The sequence below is a fragment of the Cupriavidus sp. SK-3 genome, from assembly GCF_000611145.1.
Lineage (GTDB): Bacteria > Pseudomonadota > Gammaproteobacteria > Burkholderiales > Burkholderiaceae > Cupriavidus.
Genome location: NZ_JFJV02000251.1, coordinates 33508 through 52318, shown reverse-complemented (window position 1 = coordinate 52318; position 18811 = coordinate 33508). Strand labels below are relative to the sequence as shown.

General features: G+C 67.2%; 17 protein-coding genes. 2 read left to right on the top strand and 15 right to left on the bottom strand.

All coding sequences use genetic code 11. From position 1 onward, the window contains the following. Window positions 1-154: 154 nt before the first annotated feature. The 13 genes from CF70_RS26485 to CF70_RS26425 form a co-directional block, all read right to left on the bottom strand. On the bottom strand, window positions 155-991 hold the full coding sequence (locus CF70_RS26485; protein WP_035871917.1) for a shikimate dehydrogenase family protein: 837 nt from the start codon (window positions 989-991) through the stop codon (window positions 155-157). 91 nt (window positions 992-1082) lie between these two features. Beyond that, window positions 1083-2531 carry an NADP-dependent succinate-semialdehyde dehydrogenase gene (gene gabD, locus CF70_RS26480; protein WP_035871914.1) on the bottom strand — a complete coding sequence of 483 codons (1449 nt, stop codon included), beginning with the start codon at window positions 2529-2531 and terminating at the stop codon, window positions 1083-1085. A gap of 115 nt (window positions 2532-2646) precedes the next feature. Further along, window positions 2647-3387, bottom strand: coding sequence for an SDR family NAD(P)-dependent oxidoreductase (locus CF70_RS26475; protein WP_035871909.1), 741 nt, complete (start codon window positions 3385-3387; stop codon window positions 2647-2649). A 14-nt stretch (window positions 3388-3401) separates the two neighbouring features. Continuing rightward, entirely contained in the window at window positions 3402-4802 is a 1401-nt protein-coding gene (gene lpdA, locus CF70_RS26470; RefSeq protein WP_035871902.1) for a dihydrolipoyl dehydrogenase, read from the bottom strand. Between the two features lie 10 nt (window positions 4803-4812). Then, window positions 4813-6045, bottom strand: coding sequence for a pyruvate dehydrogenase complex dihydrolipoamide acetyltransferase (locus CF70_RS26465; RefSeq protein WP_035871896.1), 1233 nt, complete (start codon window positions 6043-6045; stop codon window positions 4813-4815). A gap of 1 nt (window position 6046) precedes the next feature. Further along, entirely contained in the window at window positions 6047-6535 is a 489-nt protein-coding gene (locus CF70_RS26460; RefSeq protein ID WP_035871893.1) for a VOC family protein, read from the bottom strand. A gap of 58 nt (window positions 6536-6593) precedes the next feature. Next, window positions 6594-8783: an alpha-ketoacid dehydrogenase subunit alpha/beta gene (locus tag CF70_RS26455; protein ID WP_035871891.1), complete on the bottom strand. Its 2190-nt coding sequence runs from the start codon at window positions 8781-8783 to the stop codon at window positions 6594-6596. A 57-nt stretch (window positions 8784-8840) separates the two neighbouring features. After that, window positions 8841-9665 (bottom strand): SDR family NAD(P)-dependent oxidoreductase, encoded by an 825-nt coding sequence (locus CF70_RS26450; RefSeq protein ID WP_235185221.1) that lies wholly within the window; start codon window positions 9663-9665, stop codon window positions 8841-8843. Beyond that, window positions 9662-10396 (bottom strand): ABC transporter ATP-binding protein, encoded by a 735-nt coding sequence (locus CF70_RS26445; protein WP_035871888.1) that lies wholly within the window; start codon window positions 10394-10396, stop codon window positions 9662-9664. Before CF70_RS26445 ends, CF70_RS26450 begins: the two co-directional genes overlap by 4 nt. Then, window positions 10393-11151, bottom strand: a complete 759-nt coding sequence (locus tag CF70_RS26440; RefSeq protein ID WP_035871884.1) for an ABC transporter ATP-binding protein — start codon at window positions 11149-11151, stop codon at window positions 10393-10395. Before CF70_RS26440 ends, CF70_RS26445 begins: the two co-directional genes overlap by 4 nt. Further along, the gene (locus CF70_RS26435) at window positions 11148-12443 is read right to left on the bottom strand and encodes a branched-chain amino acid ABC transporter permease (RefSeq protein WP_035871881.1); all 1296 of its coding nucleotides are present in this window, start codon (window positions 12441-12443) and stop codon (window positions 11148-11150) included. The genes CF70_RS26440 and CF70_RS26435 overlap by 4 nt, the downstream gene beginning before the upstream one ends. 2 nt (window positions 12444-12445) lie before the next feature. Then, a complete protein-coding gene (locus tag CF70_RS26430) occupies window positions 12446-13387 on the bottom strand; it encodes a branched-chain amino acid ABC transporter permease (RefSeq protein ID WP_035871930.1) in 942 nt (313 codons plus the stop codon). 135 nt (window positions 13388-13522) lie between these two features. Further along, window positions 13523-14770, bottom strand: a complete 1248-nt coding sequence (locus tag CF70_RS26425; RefSeq protein WP_035871876.1) for a branched-chain amino acid ABC transporter substrate-binding protein — start codon at window positions 14768-14770, stop codon at window positions 13523-13525. Between the two features lie 424 nt (window positions 14771-15194). On the opposite strand from CF70_RS26425, the gene CF70_RS26420 reads away from it, so the two are divergent. Beyond that, window positions 15195-15899 (top strand): FadR/GntR family transcriptional regulator, encoded by a 705-nt coding sequence (locus tag CF70_RS26420; RefSeq protein ID WP_035871874.1) that lies wholly within the window; start codon window positions 15195-15197, stop codon window positions 15897-15899. A gap of 104 nt (window positions 15900-16003) precedes the next feature. Here the strand turns inward: CF70_RS26420 and CF70_RS26415 are convergent, their stop codons facing one another. Next, window positions 16004-16498 (bottom strand): hypothetical protein, encoded by a 495-nt coding sequence (locus CF70_RS26415; RefSeq protein ID WP_035871869.1) that lies wholly within the window; start codon window positions 16496-16498, stop codon window positions 16004-16006. 174 nt (window positions 16499-16672) lie between these two features. Further along, window positions 16673-17569 carry a LysR family transcriptional regulator gene (locus CF70_RS26410; protein ID WP_035871865.1) on the bottom strand — a complete coding sequence of 299 codons (897 nt, stop codon included), beginning with the start codon at window positions 17567-17569 and terminating at the stop codon, window positions 16673-16675. 117 nt (window positions 17570-17686) lie between these two features. On the opposite strand from CF70_RS26410, the gene CF70_RS26405 reads away from it, so the two are divergent. Then, window positions 17687-18808: a muconate/chloromuconate family cycloisomerase gene (locus CF70_RS26405; protein ID WP_035871862.1), complete on the top strand. Its 1122-nt coding sequence runs from the start codon at window positions 17687-17689 to the stop codon at window positions 18806-18808. Window positions 18809-18811: the final 3 nt, after the last annotated feature.

The window sequence follows — 18811 nt, the reverse complement described above, 5'->3', positions numbered from 1 at the left end:
TGACTTTAAGCTTTTGAAGTTGCTTTTGAATCTAAGCAGCCCAAGCCGAAGCCGAAGCAAAAAACATCAAACCAGGAGAACAGCCGGGGGAGAGGGCGGGCGTTCGCTACGCCTCCATGCGCGTTCTATCTGGGTATTTCGAAGGTTGCAGCCCTCAGTCCGCCGGCCCCAGGATCCGTTCGACAAACTCCGGTGCCAGCGGTACGCCGAGGAAGCGTGAGATTTCCACGATCTGGCCGTACAGCATCCACTGCCCGTGGTGCACCGTGCAACCTAGTTCGCGCGCGGCTTTGAGCAGGGGCGTATCGCCATCGCGCACCACCGCCTCGCACACCAGCGTGCCTGCGCTTAGCTGTTGCACGGGTACTGGCGTGGGGTCCGTGTCGCGCAGGCCGAGGGCCGTGGCGTTGACGATTACGTCGAAGCCGGAGGGGTTGTTGTCGCCGCTGCGGATCGGGACGGATGGCAGCGCTTTCCCCAGGCTCGCGGCCAGTTCTTCGGCCTTGTCGGCGGAGCGGTTGTAGATGACCAGTTCGGCGGGGTTCTCGCGGGCGATGGCGTAGGCCATCGATTTGCCGGCGCCGCCGGCGCCAAGCTGCAGTACGCGCTTGCCGGACAGGCTGTGGCCGCGTTCGCGCAGGCCGGCAACGAAGCCGTCGCCATCGAAATTGCCGCCGGTCCAGTGGCCTTTCTCGCGGTCGAAGCGCATGGCGTTGACGGAGCCGACCAGGCGGGCGGTGTCGGTCAGTTCGCCACAGGCGGCGACCACGTTTTCCTTGTGCGGGATGGTGACGACCAGGCCTTGCAGGTTTTGCGCGGCCGGCGCGCCGGCGAGGAATGCCTGTAATTGCGCCGCATCGACATGGAAGGGCACGCAGACGGCATTCAGGCCCTGGCGGGCGACCGAGGCATTGAAGAGTTGCGGCGTGCGCACGTGCGCGATGGGGGCGGCGATGATGCCGACAAGCTGGGTATTGCCATCGATCTGCATTGCGGGATTCTGGGTAACGAGGGAGAGGGAGAAGCGGGAATGAAGCGGGAGGCGGGACGGATGCGCTCCGTCCCGCGGGCATGGCGATGGCTCAGATGCCGGCCATGCAGGTGTACTTGATGACCAGGTAGTCCTCGATACCGTAATGCGAGCCTTCGCGGCCCACGCCCGATTGCTTGACGCCGCCGAAGGGCGCCACCTCGTTCGAGATCAGGCCGGTGTTGACGCCGACCATGCCGTACTCCAGACGCTCGGAAACGCGCCACACGCGGCCGAGATCGCGTGCGTAGAAATAGCTCGCCAGGCCGAATTCCGTGTCGTTGGCCATGGCGACCACTTCGTCCTCGGTCTCGAAGCGGAACAGCGGCGCGAGCGGGCCGAAGGTTTCTTCACGCGCTACCAGCATGCCGGGCTTCACGTCGGCCAGCACGGTAGGCTCGAAGAACGATTGCCCGAGCGCGTGACGCTTGCCGCCTTGCAGCACGCGCGCACCCTTGGAGATCGCGTCGGTGATATGTTCCTCGACCTTGGTCACGGCCTTTCCGTCGATCAGCGGGCCGATGCGCACGCCGTCTTCCATGCCGTTGCCTACCTTCAGCGCGCGCACCGCGGCGACCAGCTTTTCGGCGAAGGCGTCATAGACCTTGCTGTGCACATAGAGGCGGTTGGCGCAGACGCAGGTCTGTCCCGCGTTGCGGTACTTGGACACGATGGCGCCTTCCACGGCGGCATCCAGGTCGGCATCCTCGAACACGATAAAGGGCGCGTTGCCGCCCAGTTCCATCGAGACCTTCTTGATGGTGGACGCCGTCTGCGCCATCAGCGTACGGCCGACTTCCGTCGAGCCGGTAAAGGTGAGCTTGCGCACCAGCGGGTTGCTGCTGAGTTCGCCGCCGATGGCGGAAGCCGAGCCGGTGACGACTGACAGCACGCCCGCGGGGATGCCGGCGCGTTCCGCCAGCACCACCATCGCCAGCGCGGTCAGCGGGGTTTGCGAGGCGGGCTTGACCACCATCGTGCATCCCGCCGCCAGCGCGGGGCCAGCCTTGCGCGTGATCATGGCCGCGGGGAAATTCCACGGCGTGATGGCCGCGCACACGCCCACCGGTTCCTTGGTGACGACGATGCGCTGGTTGCTGACCGGCGCCGGAATGGTCTCGCCGTAGACGCGTTTGCCTTCCTCGGCGAACCACTCGATGAAGGAGGCGGCGTAGCCGATCTCGCCGCGCGCTTCGGCAAAGGGCTTGCCTTGCTCGGCGGTCATGATGCGGGCCAGGTCGTCCTGGTTCGCCAGCAGCAGTTCGAACCACTTGCGCAGCAGCGCGGAGCGTTCCTTGGCGGTACGCGCGCGCCAGGCCGGCAGGGCGCGGTTGGCGGCCTCGATGGCCTGGCGTGTCTCGCCGGCGCCCAGCAGGGGCACCTGGCCGACGCGCTCGCCGGTGGCGGGGTTGGTCACGTCGATATGACGCTCTGCATCGATCCAGCGGCCGTCGACATAGCACTGCTGGCGCAGCAGGGAGGGGTCTTGGAGTTGCAACATGGTCTGGTTCCGGTTCCGTAGCGATGTTGGGGGGATTCGGCGCAGCGCCGCTGACGGCAGGTTAGCAGGATCCGGCGATCTTGTTTGGCCGCCGGACGGATGATCAAGCCGCGATTCAACCCGCGATATACAGCCCGCCATTGACGTGCAGCACCTCGCCGGTGACAAAGCTGGCCGCGTCGCTGCACAGGAAGCCGATGGCGGTGGCGATCTCGCGCGGATGGCCGAGGCGCTTGAGCGGTGTCTGCTCGACGGAATCGGCACCGCGTTTCTGGATCAGCTCGGTGGTCATGGGGGTTTCGATCACGCCCGGCGATACCGCATTGACGCGGGTGCGCGGCCCGAGCTCCCGCGCCAGGCTGCGGGTGAGGCTGAGCAGGCCACCCTTGGAGGCCGAATAGTGCGCATTGTAGTAAGCGCCCCGGTGCGCCGCCACCGACGTCAGGTTGACGATGGCGCTGTTCTCGCGCAGCGCGGGAATGGCGCGGCGCACAAGATAGAACACGCCATCGAGGTTGATCGACAGCGTCTGCCGCCATTGCGCGTCGCTCATCTCGGCCACTGGCTGGGCCTGGTACAAGCCGGCCGACGGCACCAGGAAGTCGATGCCGCCGAAGCGGTCCTGCGCCAGCGCTACGGCGCGCTCGCAATCGTCGGGGCTGGCGGCGTCCATGCGCAGCGTGGCGATGCGCTCGCCGCTCGGGTCCAGTTCGCGGGCAAATCCGGCGACGCCGGCTTCGTCCAGATCCGTCAGTACCAGGTTGGCGCCGTGCGCCAGGAACAGTTTGGCCGTCTCACGGCCGATGCCGCCGTTGGCGCCGGTCAGCAGCAGCGTGCGTTGATCGAAGTTGTACATGTTGTCTCTCGTGTTCAGATATGCAGTGCGCGCCCGTAGGCCGCGAGCACGGCTTCGTGCATGGCCTCCGACATGGTCGGGTGCGGCAGGATGGCAGCCATCAGGTCGGCTTCGGTGGTCTCCAGCGTCTGCGCGATGGCGTAGCCCTGGATCATCTCGGTGACCTCGTCGCCCACCATATGGGCGCCGAGCAGTTCGCCGCTGCCTGCGTCGAATATGACTTTCACCAGGCCCGCGGTGCTGCCCATGGCAATGGCCTTGCCGTTGCCGACGAAAGGAAACTTGCCGACCTTGATCGGATGGCCCCGTTCCCTGGCCTGTGCCTCGGTCAGCCCGACGCTGGCCACTTGCGGATGGCTGTAAGTGCAGGCCGGGATGCGCGTGGCATCGAGCGCATGCGGGTGCAGCCCGGCGATCTGTTCCACGCAGATCACGCCTTCGTGGCTGGCCTTGTGCGCCAGCCAGGGCGGCCCCGCCACGTCGCCGATGGCATACACGCCGGGCTCTGCCGTGCGGCAGAACGCATCGGTCACGATATGCGTCTTCTCGACCCTGACGGCGGTCTTCTCCAGCCCGAGGTCTTCAACGTTGCCGACGATGCCCGCCGCCACCAGTACGACATCGGCCTCGATCTTCGCGCCGGCGGACTTGCCGCCTTGCAGCGTGACGGACCAGCCGGACGCCTTGCGTTCCGCGCTCCCGATGCTGGCGGCCGTATGCAGCACGATGCCTTCCCGGCTCAGGCTGTTCGCCACCTGCGCGGAGATGTCGGCATCCTCCACCGGCAGGATGCGGTCCGCCATCTCGATCACCGTCACCTCGACGCCCACCGCGTGATAGAAGCTGGCGAACTCGATGCCGATGGCACCGGCGCCGACGATCAGCATGCGCTTAGGCACCACGGGCGGCGCCAGCGCCTCGCGATAGGTCCAGACCGTCTGGCCGTCCGCCGGCAGCGCGGGCAGCTGGCGCGCGCGCGCGCCGGTGGCAAGCAGGATGTGGGCGGACGACACGGTACTCGTCTTGCCATCCGGCGCGGTGACTTCCAGCTTGCCCTTGCCCGCCAGCCGTCCGTGGCCGTTGAGCACGGTCACGCCATTCTTCTTCATCAGGTGGACCACGCCCTTGTTGAGCTGCGCGGCAACCGCGCGGGAGCGGGCCACCATGGCTGGCAGGTCGGCGGTAGGCGCGGCCGCGCGCACGCCGAAGGATGCCGCGTCCCTGACCAGCCGCAGCACATCGGCGGAGCGCAGGAGCGCCTTGGTGGGAATGCAGCCCCAGTTCAGGCAGACGCCGCCCAGGTGCTCTTTCTCGACCAGCGCGGTTTTCATGCCGAGCTGGGCGGCGCGGATCGCCGCCACATAGCCGCCGGGGCCGCCGCCGACGACGATCAGGTCAAATGAGGAATTCGCCACGTCATGGTCCTCAGATCAGCATCGACAAGGGGTTTTCAAGCAGGCGCTGGAACGCGGCCAGCCACTTCGCGGCCAGCGCGCCGTCGATGGCGCGGTGGTCCACCGACAGCGTGCAGCGCATGACCTGCCCGACCTTCAGTTCGCCGTCTTCCACCACCGGCACCGCCTGTGTGGCGCCCACCGCGAGGATGGCGGCCTGTGGCGGATTGATGATGGCGGAGAACCCGGACACGCCGAACATGCCCAGGTTGCTAACGCTGAAGCTGCCGCCCTGGTACTCCTCGGGCCGCAGTTGCGAAGCGCGCGCGCGCGTCGCCAGGTCGGCGATCTCGGTGCTGATCAGCGACAGCGGCTTCGTGTCTGCCGCGCGCACGATGGGCGTGATCAGGCCGGCGCCGGTGGATACCGCCACGGCGATATCGGCCTGGTGGTAATGCCGCATGGCCGCGTCGGTCCAGCTGACGTTGGCCTCCGGGACCTCGCGCAAGGCGACCGCCACGGCGCGCACGATGAAGTCGTTGACCGAGATCTTGCGCGGCGCATTGGCATTGATCTCCGCGCGCAGCGCCAGCAGCCGCTCCATCCGGCAATCCGCCGTGAGGTAGAAATGCGGGATGGTGGACTTGCTCTCGCTCAGGCGGCGCGCAATGGTGCGGCGCATATTGCTGTGCGGGACTTCGGTGAACGCTTCGCTGATCTGGGCCTGCGGTGCGGCCGGGCGCGCGGCGGCAGGCGCGCTGGCGGGGGCCGGGACAGCGGCGGCCTGCTCGATATCGCGCTTGACGATGCGGCCATTGGGACCACTGCCGCGCAATGCCGCGAGGTCCAGTCCGCGTTGGGCAGCCAGGCGGCGGGCAAGGGGGCTGGCGAAGATGCGCGCGGCTTGCGGCGCGGCAGCCCTGGAAGGCGCAACGGCTTCGCCAGCGGATGCGGCCACGGCTTCGGGCGCTTGCGCGCCACCACCCGCCGCCGCGATCAGCGCATCGATATCCACGCTGGTTTCGCCATTGACCAGCAGCACGCCGATCGGCGCGCCCACTTCCACGTCCTGGCCCGCCGCGACTAGGCGGCGGCCAAGCACGCCGGCCGAGTCGGCATTGAGTTCGACCACGGCCTTGTCGGTTTCGATCTCGGCGATGCAGTCGCCCACGGCAATCGTATCGCCTTCGTTCTTGGTCCACGCTTGCAGCGTGGCCTGGGTGGCATTGGCCGCCACCTCGGGCATGCGTAGCAGGGTGGCCATGTCAGGCATTCCTCGGCGGTTGCAGGTCGGGGCGATAGGCCGCGATATCCGCGTACTGCACGATCTCGAGCACATTGCCTTCAGGGTCGCGGCAGAACGCGAGGTAAGTGCCGGGGCGCACTTCAATGCGCTGCGGGCCGGTCAGGAACGCCACGCCGGCGGCGATCAGCCTGTCGACCGCGGCCTGGATGTCGTCCACGATAAACGTGAGGTAGGCGGCGTTGGCCTTGTCGAGGATGTATTGGGGAGCGGGCTCGGCTGCCGGCGCTTGCACCGGGGCCAGCAGCTTGATGCGCTCGCCATGGTTCGTCTGCAGGCGCACGGCGGTGTAGCCGCCGGCATGCATCGCCGCCTGCGCGGCATTGGCCGCGGGTACGGCAACTTCGCTCACGAAGGTGAAGCCCAGCACCTGCTCATAGAAGCGGCGCATGCGCGGCAGGTCGCGCACGGCGATGCCGACCTCCAGGGGAGCAATCATGTTCAGGGTCATTGGAATTCCTTGGATTTCCTTGGATTCGTTCAATTGGCTTGGCGGGCAGGCACCGGGCTCACGCCGCGCCTTTGTCGCGCATCACTTGCCGCAGGCCTTCCACCACTTCCTCGGTGCGGGCGGCAGCGGCACGCTCCAGCACCTTGGAAATGCTCGGCGCGGCTTCCGCCCCGGTCACGCGCTGCACCGGCTGGTCCAGCCAGTCGAAGTAGCGGCGCTGGATCTCGTCGGCCAGCCAGCCGCCGTAGGAAGTGCCGCGCGCGCCTTGCTCCGCGATCAGCACATTGTTGGTCTTCCTGATGCTCTGCCCGATGGTGTCCCAGTCCAGGCTGGCGCGGTCCAGCCAGCGCAGGTCGATCACTTCGGCGTCGATGCCGGTCTGCTCCACCGCTTCGAGCGAATGGCCGACCATCGACAGGTAGGTGATGACGGTGACGTCGCTGCCGTTGCGGCGCACCGCCGCCTTGCCCACCGGCAGGTGGTAGTCGAAGTCGTCGACCGGCCCCACGCCCGATGCGTTGTACAGGTCCACGTGCTCGATCACCAGCACAGGGTCCTTGCACGCCAGCGCCGTGTTCATCAGGCCCACGTAGTCGAACGGCGTGGAAGGCGCCACGATGCGCCAGCCCGGGTTGGTGGCGAAGATGCCGGCCGGGTCCATCGAATGCTGCGAGCCGTAACCCGTGCCCATCGCCACCTTGGTGCGCAGCACCAGCGGCACGTCGCTTTCGCCGCCGAACATATGGCGCGCCTTGCCGATCTGGTTGAAGACCTGGTCGGCGGCCACCCACATGAAGTCCGGGTACATGAACTCAACCACGGGCTTGTAGCGGCCATCCAGCGCCAGCCCGCCGCCGAGGCCCACGAACGCGTTCTCGCTGATCGGCGTGCCCAGCACGCGGTCCGGGAAGCTGTCGCGCAGGCCGCGCGTGGCGCCGTTGGTGCCGCCCTTGAGGCGGTGCACGTCCTCGCCCATCACCACCACCGACGGGTCGGTCTCCATGCGGCGGTGCATGACGTCCGCCACCACGTCGATGAACTTGCGCTTGTCCAGCTTGCCCGGGAAGCCGGCTTCGTCCTCGCAGCGCAGGCCTTCCAGCTCGCTCAGGTCGCCACGGACGCCCACGTCACGGAAATCCGGGCTCGGCCACAGTTCGGGACGGATGCGGCGCTTGCCAGGCTTGCCGGAAGGATCGGCCTCGGTCAGTGCCGCCATGGCATCGCGCATGCCTTGCTTGATGCGTTCGCGCAGCGCGGCGATCTCGCCGGCGCTGATCAGGCCGCGTTCCTGCATGCGGCGCGCCATCAGTTCGAGCGGATCGCGCGCGCGCCATTGCTGTTCTTCTTCCTTGGTGCGGTAGCCGAAGGCGCTGCCGGGGAAGGGGCCGTTCTGGTGGAAGAAGCGGTAGAGATCGGCCTCGATGACCGTGGGGCCCTTGCCGGCGCGCATGTGTGCCAGGGCTTCCTGCGTGGCGAGGTAGACCGCCAGCGGGTCCATGCCGTCGACTTTCCAACTCGGGATATTGAAGCCCATGCCGCGCGCGGACAGGCGCGGTTCGGCGGTGGACTCCTCCACCGTGGTGGAGACGGCGTAGCGGTTGTTCTCGATAAAGAAGCACAGCGGCAGCTTCCACGCGGCCGCCAGGTTCATGGTCTCCAGCACGGAGCCGATATTGACCGCGCCATCGCCGAAGTAGGTGATGGCCACGGCGTCGGTGCCCGCATGCCGGTGCGACCACGCCGCGCCCGCGGCCATCGGCACGCCGCCGCCAACGATGGCATTGGTGCCCAGCGCGCCGGCTTCGGCCCACTGCAAGTGCATCGAACCGCCACGGCCCTTGCAGTAGCCTTGCGCCAGCCCGAGGATTTCCGCGAGCGTGCGTTGCAGCAGCGTTTGCACATCCGCCGGCAGCGGCGCGCGCGGGTCGATGCCGTTGGGCGCGAGGTAGCCCAGCGCCTTGGAGATGAATTGATGGTGTCCGCGGTGCGAGCCGTTGATCTGGTCGGCGCCGGTCAGCGGCACGATCGAGCCGGCGGCGCCGCCTTCCTGCCCGATACTGGAGTGCGCGGGCCCGTGGACCAGGCCTTCGGCGGCGAGTTCGAGCACGGCTTCCTCGAAGCCGCGGATCAGGTGCAGGTGGCTCAGCAGCGTGCCGAGCAGGGCGGGGTCGGCCTTGGCCCAGTCTTCATCGGTGGTGCGCAGTTCCACCCATTCGGCGGCGGGGCGCAGGGCGCTACGTTCAGACATTCGAGGATCCTTGATTACCGGTCGATGGTGTTTTCAATCGTGTTGGGAACAGCGCGCTCAGAAGCCGTCGGCGGTCCAGCCGCCGTCGGAGACCAGCGCATGGCCGGTGATGAACGCGGCCGAGTCCGATGCCAGGAAGAGCGCGACTTCCGCCATCTCATCCGGCGCGCCGAAGCGCCGCAGCGGCGTGCGCGCCAGCAAGGCTTCGCCGTCGATGGCCTTGCTGGCCAGCAGCGTTTCCATCAGCGCGGTGCTGGTGTAGCCCGGGCAGACCGCGTTGACGCGGATGTTGTACTCAGCCCATTCCGCCGCCAGCGACTTGGTCAGCGAGACCACGCCCGCCTTGGCGGCGCAGTAGGCCAGGCGCCGGGCCGAGGAGGCCAGGCCCCACATCGATGCCGTGCTGAGGATGGAGCCGCCGCCCTGGCGCACCATGCGGCGTGCCGCTGCCTGCGTGCAGAAGAACACGCCGGAGAGGTCGATATCGATGGCGCGGCGCCAGTCGTCCGGCGTGAGTTCCAGCGAGGGCTTGTTCATCGAGATGCCGGCGTTATTGAGCAGGATGTCGATGCGGCCGAAGCGGGCCTCGGTAGCGGCGCAGGCTTGCTCCACGGCCTCGGGATCGGTGATCGAAGCCTGCACGACTTCGACCTGCGCTTCCGGGTAGGCCGCTTCCAGTTCCGCCCTGGCGCTGGCGAGTCCTTCCGCGTCCAGGTCCAGCAGCATCAGCCGCGCGCCGTGCCGGGCAAAGCCGTGCGCCATCGCGCGGCCGATGCCGCTGGCGCCGCCGGTGTTGAGCACGACCTTGCCGGCCAGGCCGGGGTAGCTGGCGCGCGCGAAGGGTTGCGCGTTCGGGTATCCAATTGGCAGGGAAGTGCTCATACGGCTAACCAGTCCTTCAGAAGTTGGGTATTGGAAGTGAGTTGTCCGGGCGTGCCCTCGAAGACGATGCGCCCGTGGCCCATCACGCAGACACGGCTCGATACCTTCAGCGCGATGGCGAGCTTCTGCTCCACCAGCACCACCGATACGCCCCGGCGGTGAATGTCCTGGATGGCCTCGCCGACCACCGCCACGATCTTGGGCGCGAGGCCTTCGGTCGGCTCGTCGATCAGGATCACCAGCGGGTTGCCCAGCAGCGAGCGGCACATGGTCAGCATCTGCTGCTCGCCGCCGGAGAGGCTGCCGGCCTTGGTATTGCGGCGTTCCTTCAGGCGCGGGAAGTAGTCGAACATCTGCTCGAAGGTCCATTTCGGCGCGCCTTCGGTGGCGCGCTGTTCGCCCATGCGCAGGTTTTCTTCCACCGTGAGGTTGGCGAAGACCTCGCGCTCCTCCGGCACGTAGGCAATGCCGCGCCGGCAGATCGCGTAGGATTGCGCACCGGCGAGATCGCGGCCGCGCAGCCTGACGTGGCCCGCGCTCGGCGGGACCAGGCCCATGATGGCTTTCAGCGTGGTGGAGCGGCCCGAGCCGTTGCGGCCCAGCAGGCTCACCACCTCGGCTTTCCCCACGTGGAAATCCACGCCGTGCAGGATGTGGCTCTTGCCGTAGTGCGCGTGCAGCCCTTGCACGCTCAGCAGCGGATCGGCGCTTTGTACGGACTGCGCGCTCATACCGTGACCTCCTCGCCCAGATAGGCTTCCTTGACGCGTGCGTTGTTGCGGATCTCGTCGGGCGTGCCGGTGGCGACGATCTCGCCGTAGACCAGCACGCTGATGCGGTCGCTCAGCGAGAACACCACGTCCATGTCGTGCTCCACGATCATCAGCGTGCGGCCGTGCGCGATCTCGCGGATCAGGCCGGCGGTATAGTCGGTCTCTTCCTGCGACATGCCCGCCATCGGCTCGTCGAGCATGATGACCTTCGGGTCCGAGGCCAGCGTCATGGCGATCTCCAGCGAGCGCTGCTCCGAATACGACAGCTCGCCGGCGATGGCCTGCGCGCGTTCGGCCAGCCGCACCTGTTCGAGCAGGTGCTGGGTCTCGTCGCGCACGGCGCGCACCTTGTGGGCGAACTTCCACAGCGTGTATTGCAGGCCGTGGCGCCGCATCACGGCGAGGCGCAGGTTCTCGAAGACGGTCAGGCCGGCGAAGATATTGGTGATCTGGAACGAGCGCGCCAGGCCGCGATGGTTGATTTGCTGCGGCGTCAGGCCCTGGATGGGCTCGCCGTTGAGCACGATCTCGCCTTTGGTCAGCGGCAGGCGGCCGGAGATCAGGTGGAACAGCGTGGACTTGCCCGCGCCGTTCGGGCCGATCAGCGCGTGCCGTTCGCCGCTGACGAGATCGAGGTCCACGCCGCGGATGATGTCGACGTCGCCAAAAGATTTGCGCAGCCCGCGCAGGGAGAGAATCGCTTGCGTGTTCATGCCGGGTTCCTCCGGACGTTGGTGGCGGCGTGGGCAACGGCTTCGGCGGCGGGGGCGGCGTCCTTCAGGCGCAGCCAGCGGCCGTTGGCCAGGCGTACTGTCGCGATGCCGGCCGCCAGCAGCGCCGCGGGCACCAGCCAGGTCAGCGGCGAGACGGGATCCCACTCGCGGCCGAACAGCGGGATCGCGGGCCAGCCGCCGCCATTCAGGGCGGCCATGGAGCGGTAGTCTTGCGAGAAGAAGCGCTGCAGCATCTCCACCGTGAACACGGTGCCGCCCGTGAGCAGCAACGTGCCGATGATGAAGACCAGCGCGATCGGCAGCAACGGGCGCGGACCATAGGCCTTGCCGTGCGTGGCGAAGGACTTGATCAGCCCGGCCAGGCCCGTCGGCATGAACATCATCACCAGCACGAACACGATGCCCTGGTACAGCAGCCATGAGCGCGTCAGGTCGGAGACCGCATAGCCGAAAAAGGTCATCACCGCCGCGCCCAGCGCCGGGCCGAGAAAGAGCTTCACGCCGCCGATATAGCTGTTGAGCACCACCGCCGCGGAGGCCGAGGACTCGAACACCACGTAGTTGGCCGCTTCCATGTTGAGCGCCTGCAGCGCGCCCGCGATGCCGGCGAACATGGCCGAGACAGCGAACACCAGCACGCCGAGGCGGTGCGTGTCGTAGCCGAGGAAACGCAGGCGGTTGGCGTTCTCGCGCAGGCCCAGCGTCAGGCGGCCCACCGGGGTCAGGGTGAACAGGTACAGCAGCGCCAGCGACAGCAGCACCCAGAACAACGTCAGGTAGTAGACCTGGTTGCTGTCGCCGAAGGTAAGGCCCCATGCCGGCATGCGCATGGTGGACAGGCCCGCCTCGCCGCCGAACCAGCCCTTCAGGTGCGGCGCCAGCGAGTGCAGCAGTTCGGCCAGCGCCAGCGTGATCATGGCGAAGTAGACACCGGTGCGCTTGGTGGCGAACCAGCCGGCGGCCAGGCCGGCGACGAGGCCCAGGGCGCCGCCTGCCAGCGGCAGCAGCGGCGTGGGCAGCAGGCCGTTGCCGCCGAAGGCGTTCATCGCATGCACGGTGGCGAAGGAGCCGATGCCGAAGTAGGCCGCATGGCCGAATGACAGCATGCCGCCCTGGCCGCTCAGCAGGTTGAACGAGGCGGCGAACAGCACGGCGATCAGCATCTGGATCGATGCGTTGACCAGCGATTGCGACAGCACCAGCGGCAGCGCCAGCAGTGCGCCTGTGCCGAGCAGCAGCAGGGTCTTCTGCGTGTTGGAGACATTGGTCATGGTTACTCCTTCTCGCCCATCAGCCCCGACGGGCGGACCAGCAAAATCAGCAGCATCAGCGCGAACGGGATGGTCCCGGCCAGGCTGGACAGCTTCAAGGTCAGCAGCCCGCCCGCTTCCCCGGCCCAGGCGCCCGCGCCGAACAGGGCCAGCAGGTCGGCGAGGCTGCGGTCGATGCCGACCGAGAACGCCGTGATCAGGCCGATCAGCAGCGAGGCGAGCATGGCGCCCTCCAGCGAGCCAAGGCCGCCCACCACCACCACCACGAAGACCATCACGCCGAGTTCGAGCGCCATGTTCGGGTTGGTGGTGTAGAACGCGCCCGCCACCGCGCCGGCCAGGCCGGCCAGCGCCGCGCCGATGCCGAACACGCCCATGAAGACCAGCGGCACGTTGTGGCCCAGCGCCTCGGCCATGCGCGGCTTGTAGATGGCGGAGCGCACCACGATGCCGACCCGGGTGTAAGTGAGCAGGAGGTAGATCACGGCGAACATGGCCACGGCGATACCGCCCATGAACACGCGGTAGAAGGGATAGGAGGAAACCCCCAGCTGGAAGGCCGCGAAGTCCAGCGATGCCGGGATGCGGTAATCCACCGGGAAGTTGCCGAAGAACAGCTTGATCAGCTCGGCAATGATGAAAGACAGGCCGAAGGTCAGCAGCAGCTCGTGCGCGTGGCCGTGGTGATGGACGCGGCGCAGGAAGAAGCGCTCCACCGCCACCCCGACCAGACCGACCAGGATCGGCGAAACCACGATGGCCGGCCAGAAGCCGATTGCGCCCTGCAGCGTGTAGGCAAAGTAAGCGCCCAGCATGTAGAACGACGCATGGGCAAAGTTGAGCACGCCCATCATGCCGAAGATGAGGTTCAGGCCTGCCGACACCATGAACAGCAGCAAGCCGTAGATGGCGCCGTTAAGCAGTGAGACGATGAGGTATTCCATGAAGGCTTCCTTGGAACGAGCCTGTGCGGCCATATGGCGCGCGGCCGCCGGAGTGAACGGCCGCGCTTGCCAGCGCCGCGCCGGGCGGCGCTGAGCTGGCAGGTCTTGCTATGGCAATGGCAATGGCAGGGGGAGTCAGACGGCGCGCGGCATCTTGCAGCTGGCCTGGGCCGGCGTGGCGGCTTCGGTGGCGGAGAACGTCTTGACCGGCTTGAAACCCATGTCGGTGCCGTCGACCTTGAACTTCGCGTCCTTGGCGACGACGGACACCACCATCGGCAGCAGCACCTGGTGATCGGCGGCGCGCATGCTCATCTCGCCCATCGGGGTCTTGATCCTGGCGTTTTCGAGCGCCCTGGCCAGCGTGCTGGTGTTGAGCTTGCCGCCTTCCGGCTTCACCGTCTTCAGTGCCTCGCCCAGCATCTCCACCGCGAATACCGTCTGCGGCTCGATGTAGGCCGGCATATGGCCCTGCCTGGCCTTGAAGTCGTTAGCGAAGCGCTCACTCTCCGCGCCGCCCGCTTCGGCGTTAAAGGGGTGGGCGACATAGTGGCCGAGCGCCACATCGGCGGCGTTGCCGATATTGCCCGGCTGGTCGAGGAACACCGTAGCGAAGCGCGTCTTCAGGCCGGCCGCCTTGCTGGCCTTCATCAGCAGCAGCAGGTCGTTCGACCAGTTGCCGGTGATCACGCTGTCCGCCTTGGCGGCGGCGATCTTGGCCACGTACGGCGAGAAGTCCTGGACCTTGTTGACGTCGTGCAGGGTCCTTTCCACGACCGTGTAACCGCCCGCGCTGGCGTAGTCGCCGGTGGCCTTTTCCATATCGATGCCCCAGGAGTAGTTCTGGTCGATCGAATAGACACGGGTGCCGAGGGCGTTGAGCGGCTTCATCGCGCCGACCAGCGCCTTGACGCGGATCTGCGCGTTGGTGGCGAACTTGAAATGGTAGAAGTGGCACTTCTCGCCGGTCAGCTCCATGGCCTCGCCGCCGACATTCATGAACAGGATTTCCTTGCCCGGATTGCGCAGGTTGAACTTGCGCACGTCCTCGGTGATCTGGCCGGACACGGCCGACGACGAACCCTGCATGACGATCTGGGCGCCATCGGCCACGGCCGCCTTCAGCTTGTCCGCCGCGCCCGCCGGGCCGCCCTGGTTGTCGTACTCCACCAGTTGGAGCGGCTCGCCATTCCAGCCGCCGGTGGCATTGATCTTGTCGATCGCATAGCGCGCCGCCGCGCGGAACATCAGGCCGGTCGATGCCTGCGGGCCGGACAGTGTCTCGACCAGCGCAATCTTTACCGGCGCCGCCGATGCCGTGCCAGCCAGCACCGAGAATGCCGCGGCTGCGAACAAAGGACGGGGAATGCGGCTACCGCTCATGGGTGTCTCCTAGCTTTGTTGGGATCATCTGGCGGGCGCTGAAACTGGCCCGTCATAGTGGTCTGACCTGTGGTTAAAGTGGTCTGACAGGTTTACTATAAGGAGATGGATGACAGCCGTCAACGGCGACATGCCCGCCATGAGGGTTTCTACTGAGGACCGGATCGGACGGCTATCCACGCATCGGAGCGCGGGTCAACTTCCCTTGCGGGGATTGGCTTTGTGGCACATAACAGGCGCTGCTACGGTCTGGTGCTGGTACATTCCGCACGTTTCAGACGCGTTGAGTCGTGCTACATTGACCTGTAAGACCAATTCAAGATCGAGCGCCAGCCAGATGCCGGCTGGCGCCAGGGAGCCAGTAGTGAACAAGACCACGCCCGGTGCCGCGGCGCCGCCGTCCACCCAGCGCCCGGAGGGAACCATGTTCCATCCCGAGCCAAAACACCTGCCGGACGAGATCGCAAGGTGGCTGATCCAGGCGATCCAGACCGGCGAGTTCGCCGTGGGCGACCGGCTGCCCAGCGAGCGCGTGCTATGCGAGCAGTTTTCGGTCAGCCGCGCGGTGGTCCGTGAAGCGCTGTCGCAGCTCAAGTCGGAGGGTCTGGTTGCGCCCAAGGCGGGCAGCGGCGTGTTCGTGACCGAGCGCAGCCAGCGGCAGGCGTTTCGCATGCAGGATGTGGCCATCGACGAGAAAGACTCGCTGGCGATGGTGATGGAACTGCTGGTGACGATTGAAGTGGCGGCTACCCGGTTCGCGGCCATGCGCCGCACGCCGGAAGATCTCAAGCGGATCCGGCGGGCGCTGATCGGCATGGAGTACGAGATCGCCAACGACCGGCTGGGGGACGAAGAGGACTTCGCCTTTCACCAGGCCATTGTGGAGGCCACCCACAACCCGCATTTCCAGGCGCTGAGCGAACACCTGGAGCATGGCGCGCGGCGCGTGATCCGGCAGGCGAGGAGCAATACCAAGAGCCATCACGCGGACATGGTCGAGGCCGTGCAGGACGAGCACAAGACCATCTACGACGCGATCGCGGCGGGCGATCCGGAGCGGGCGGCGGAGGCGGCTGAGACCCACCTGCGCAACGCGGCCAAGCGGCTGAACATGTACCTGAAGGGCTGATTCCGCGGCGGAGCGCTCACGTTTTTTGCGCCGCGCCGCGCCGCGCTGCCCGGCCCTTCCGTCTTTACGTCCTTGAGTCCTTAAATCCTTAAATCCTTAAATCCTTACTCAAGCCCGGCCAACCCCGGCTGGAAATGCTGGACCAGGCGCTCGCCATTGCCGAGCAGCACGCTGACTTCCACCCCCGAGGCCATATCTTGGCAGGCTGAGCGGCTGGTGCCGGAGAGCGACAAGCTGCGGCCTTGCGGACACACGCCCACCGACCGTACCTGGCCCTCGGTATCGACCGACACGGCGCCGTAGCCGGCACGCATCGACAGGCCGGAAGCCTGGCGCCAGGTCCATGCGGACGGCGCGACGCTGGCGGTGATGTCGGTGCCGTCGCATTGCAGCACAGCGGCGGTGGCGGTGACGCGGGTGGCGCCGGGCGTCAGCGGCGTATCCGCGTAGCTGAGCCGGAGGCACAAGGCACCGGTTCGTGGCTGGCCGCGAGCGCTGTGCGGCGCGGTGGCCGGCTCGCGCGCGGTGAGCGCTACCTCACCCTGCGTGCCGCCCCAGGCTTTGCGCAGCGTGTCGCCGCAGGCTTGAAGAAGAGCCATGAACAGCCCGCCCGGCCGTGGCCCGGCGGCATGGCTCGATATTGACCCTGAGTGCATCGGTGGCACGATATCCCCGTCTCTTTTTTGTGCGTGCACTGTACAAACCGATCGCGCCGCCCGCATCACCCGTTTGTGGGGTGCCGGACGTTATTTGTCGCGCCGCCGGGGTGGAAATCAGTCCTGTGGCGGCGTGCGCGCCAACTCGCCCACCCGCTTCACGACTTCGGCCAGCAGTGCGGAGCGGTCGTCGCTGCGATAGCTCATCATCACCGGAGAAGTAAAGCCGGGGGCATCGATCGGCACGTAGGCCACGTCGTCGCGATGCAGGCGCTGGACCGATGCCGGCACCAGGCAGATCCCGAGCCCGGCGGCCACGAGGCCGATGGCGGTCTGCAGTTCGTTGGCCTCCTGGACCACGCGCGGTTGCAGGCCCTGGGTGCGGAACAGTGCCAGCACATGGTCGGCGTAACTGGGCCGGGGCCGTGCCGGATAGAGCACGAAGGGGTGCGCCGCCAGTTGCGCCGGCGTCATGGGCGGACCCTTCAGCGCGGCGTGGCCGCTGGGCACGGCGGCCATCAGCGGCTCGGCCATCACCACCGTGCGGGTAATGGCCGGGTCGTCCAGCACGATGCGGCCAAAGCCGATATCGATGCGGCCGGCCTTGAGCGCTTCCATCTGCTGCACCGTGGTCAGCTCGGACAGGCCGACCTCAAGCGCGGTGTCGGAGCCGCGCACCTGGCGGATCAGCTCTGGCAGGAAACCATACAGCACCGACGGCACGAACCCGATGCCGAACCAGCGCTTCTCGTTGCGGCCAATGCGCCGCGTGCCTTCCACGATCTCGTCGATACGCTGGTTCAGCTGCAGCGACTGCTCCAGCAGGAAGCGTCCGGCCTCGGTCAGCCGCACCGCGCGCGCGGTGCGGTCCAGCAGCTCCGTGCCGATTTCGTCCTCCAGCTGGCGGATCTGGCGCGACAGCGGCGGCTGGGCGATATGCAGGCGTTCAGCGGCACGGGTGAAGTTGAGTTCGGCCGCGACAGCCTGGAAATAGCGCAGGTGACGAAGCTCCATGGCGCCTGCCCCTCCATACTTTAAAGGTATTGATCGGGACATACTCGGTCTTGGACACCCTGGATGTCAAGCCACATACTTCATCCCAGCGTATTCCATACTTGGCAGACATACAGCATGAAAGCAACCGTCACCTCCGTCGAAGCCATCCTGGTCGACCTGCCCACCATCCGGGCGCACCAGCTCGCCATGACCACCATGCAGCGCCAGACCCTGGTGATCGTGCGGCTGCGTTGCAGCGACGGCGTCGAGGGCATTGGCGAAGCCACCACCATCGGCGGCCTGAGCTACGGCGACGAAAGTCCCGAGGGCATCAAGCTGACGATCGATACCTACCTGGCGCCCGCGCTGGCCGGCCTCGATGCGTCCAATATCCACGCGGCCATGCAACGCCTGGCCGCGGTGGCGCGCGGCAACCGCTTTGCCAAGTCGGCGCTGGAGTCCGCGCTGCTCGACGCGCAGGGCAAGCGCCTGGGGCTGCCGCTGTCCGAACTGCTGGGCGGCGCGGTGCGGCCGAACCTGGCCTGCCTGTGGACCCTGGCCAGCGGCGATACCGGCCGCGACATCGAAGAGGCCGAGTCGCTGCTCGAGGCCCGCCGCCACAACACCTTCAAGCTCAAGATCGGCCGCCGCTCCGTGCGCGACGACGTGGCCCATGTGTCGGCCATCAAGCGCGCGCTGGGCGACCGTGCCCGCGTTACGGTGGATGTCAACCAGGCCTGGAACGAGGCCGACGCCGCCACCGGCATCGCCATGCTGGAAGCCGCCGGCATCGACCTGGTCGAGCAGCCTGTGCCGCGCGAGCAGCGCGGCGCGCTGGCGCGGCTGGCGGCGCGCTTCGTGGTGCCGGTGATGGCCGACGAGTCCGTGTGCGGCCCCGAGGACGCGATGGAACTGGCGCGCATCGCCGGCGCGGACGTGTTCGCGCTGAAGATCTCCAAGTCGGGCGGCATCTTCGAGATGCTGCGCACCGCGGCGGTGGGCGACGCCGCCGGCATCGCGCTGTATGGCGGCACCATGCTGGAGGGCAGCGTGGGCACCATCGCCGCCGCCCACGGTTTTTCAACGCTGCCGCGGCTGGCCTGGGGCACCGAACTGTTCGGCCCGCTGCTGCTCAAGGATGATGTGGTGACGGCGCGTCCCGAGTACCGTGACTTTGCCTTGCACCTGCCGGTGGGGCCGGGGCTGGGCCTGACGCTGGACGAGGACAAGCTGGCGCATTACCGCCGTGCCGCCTGAGGC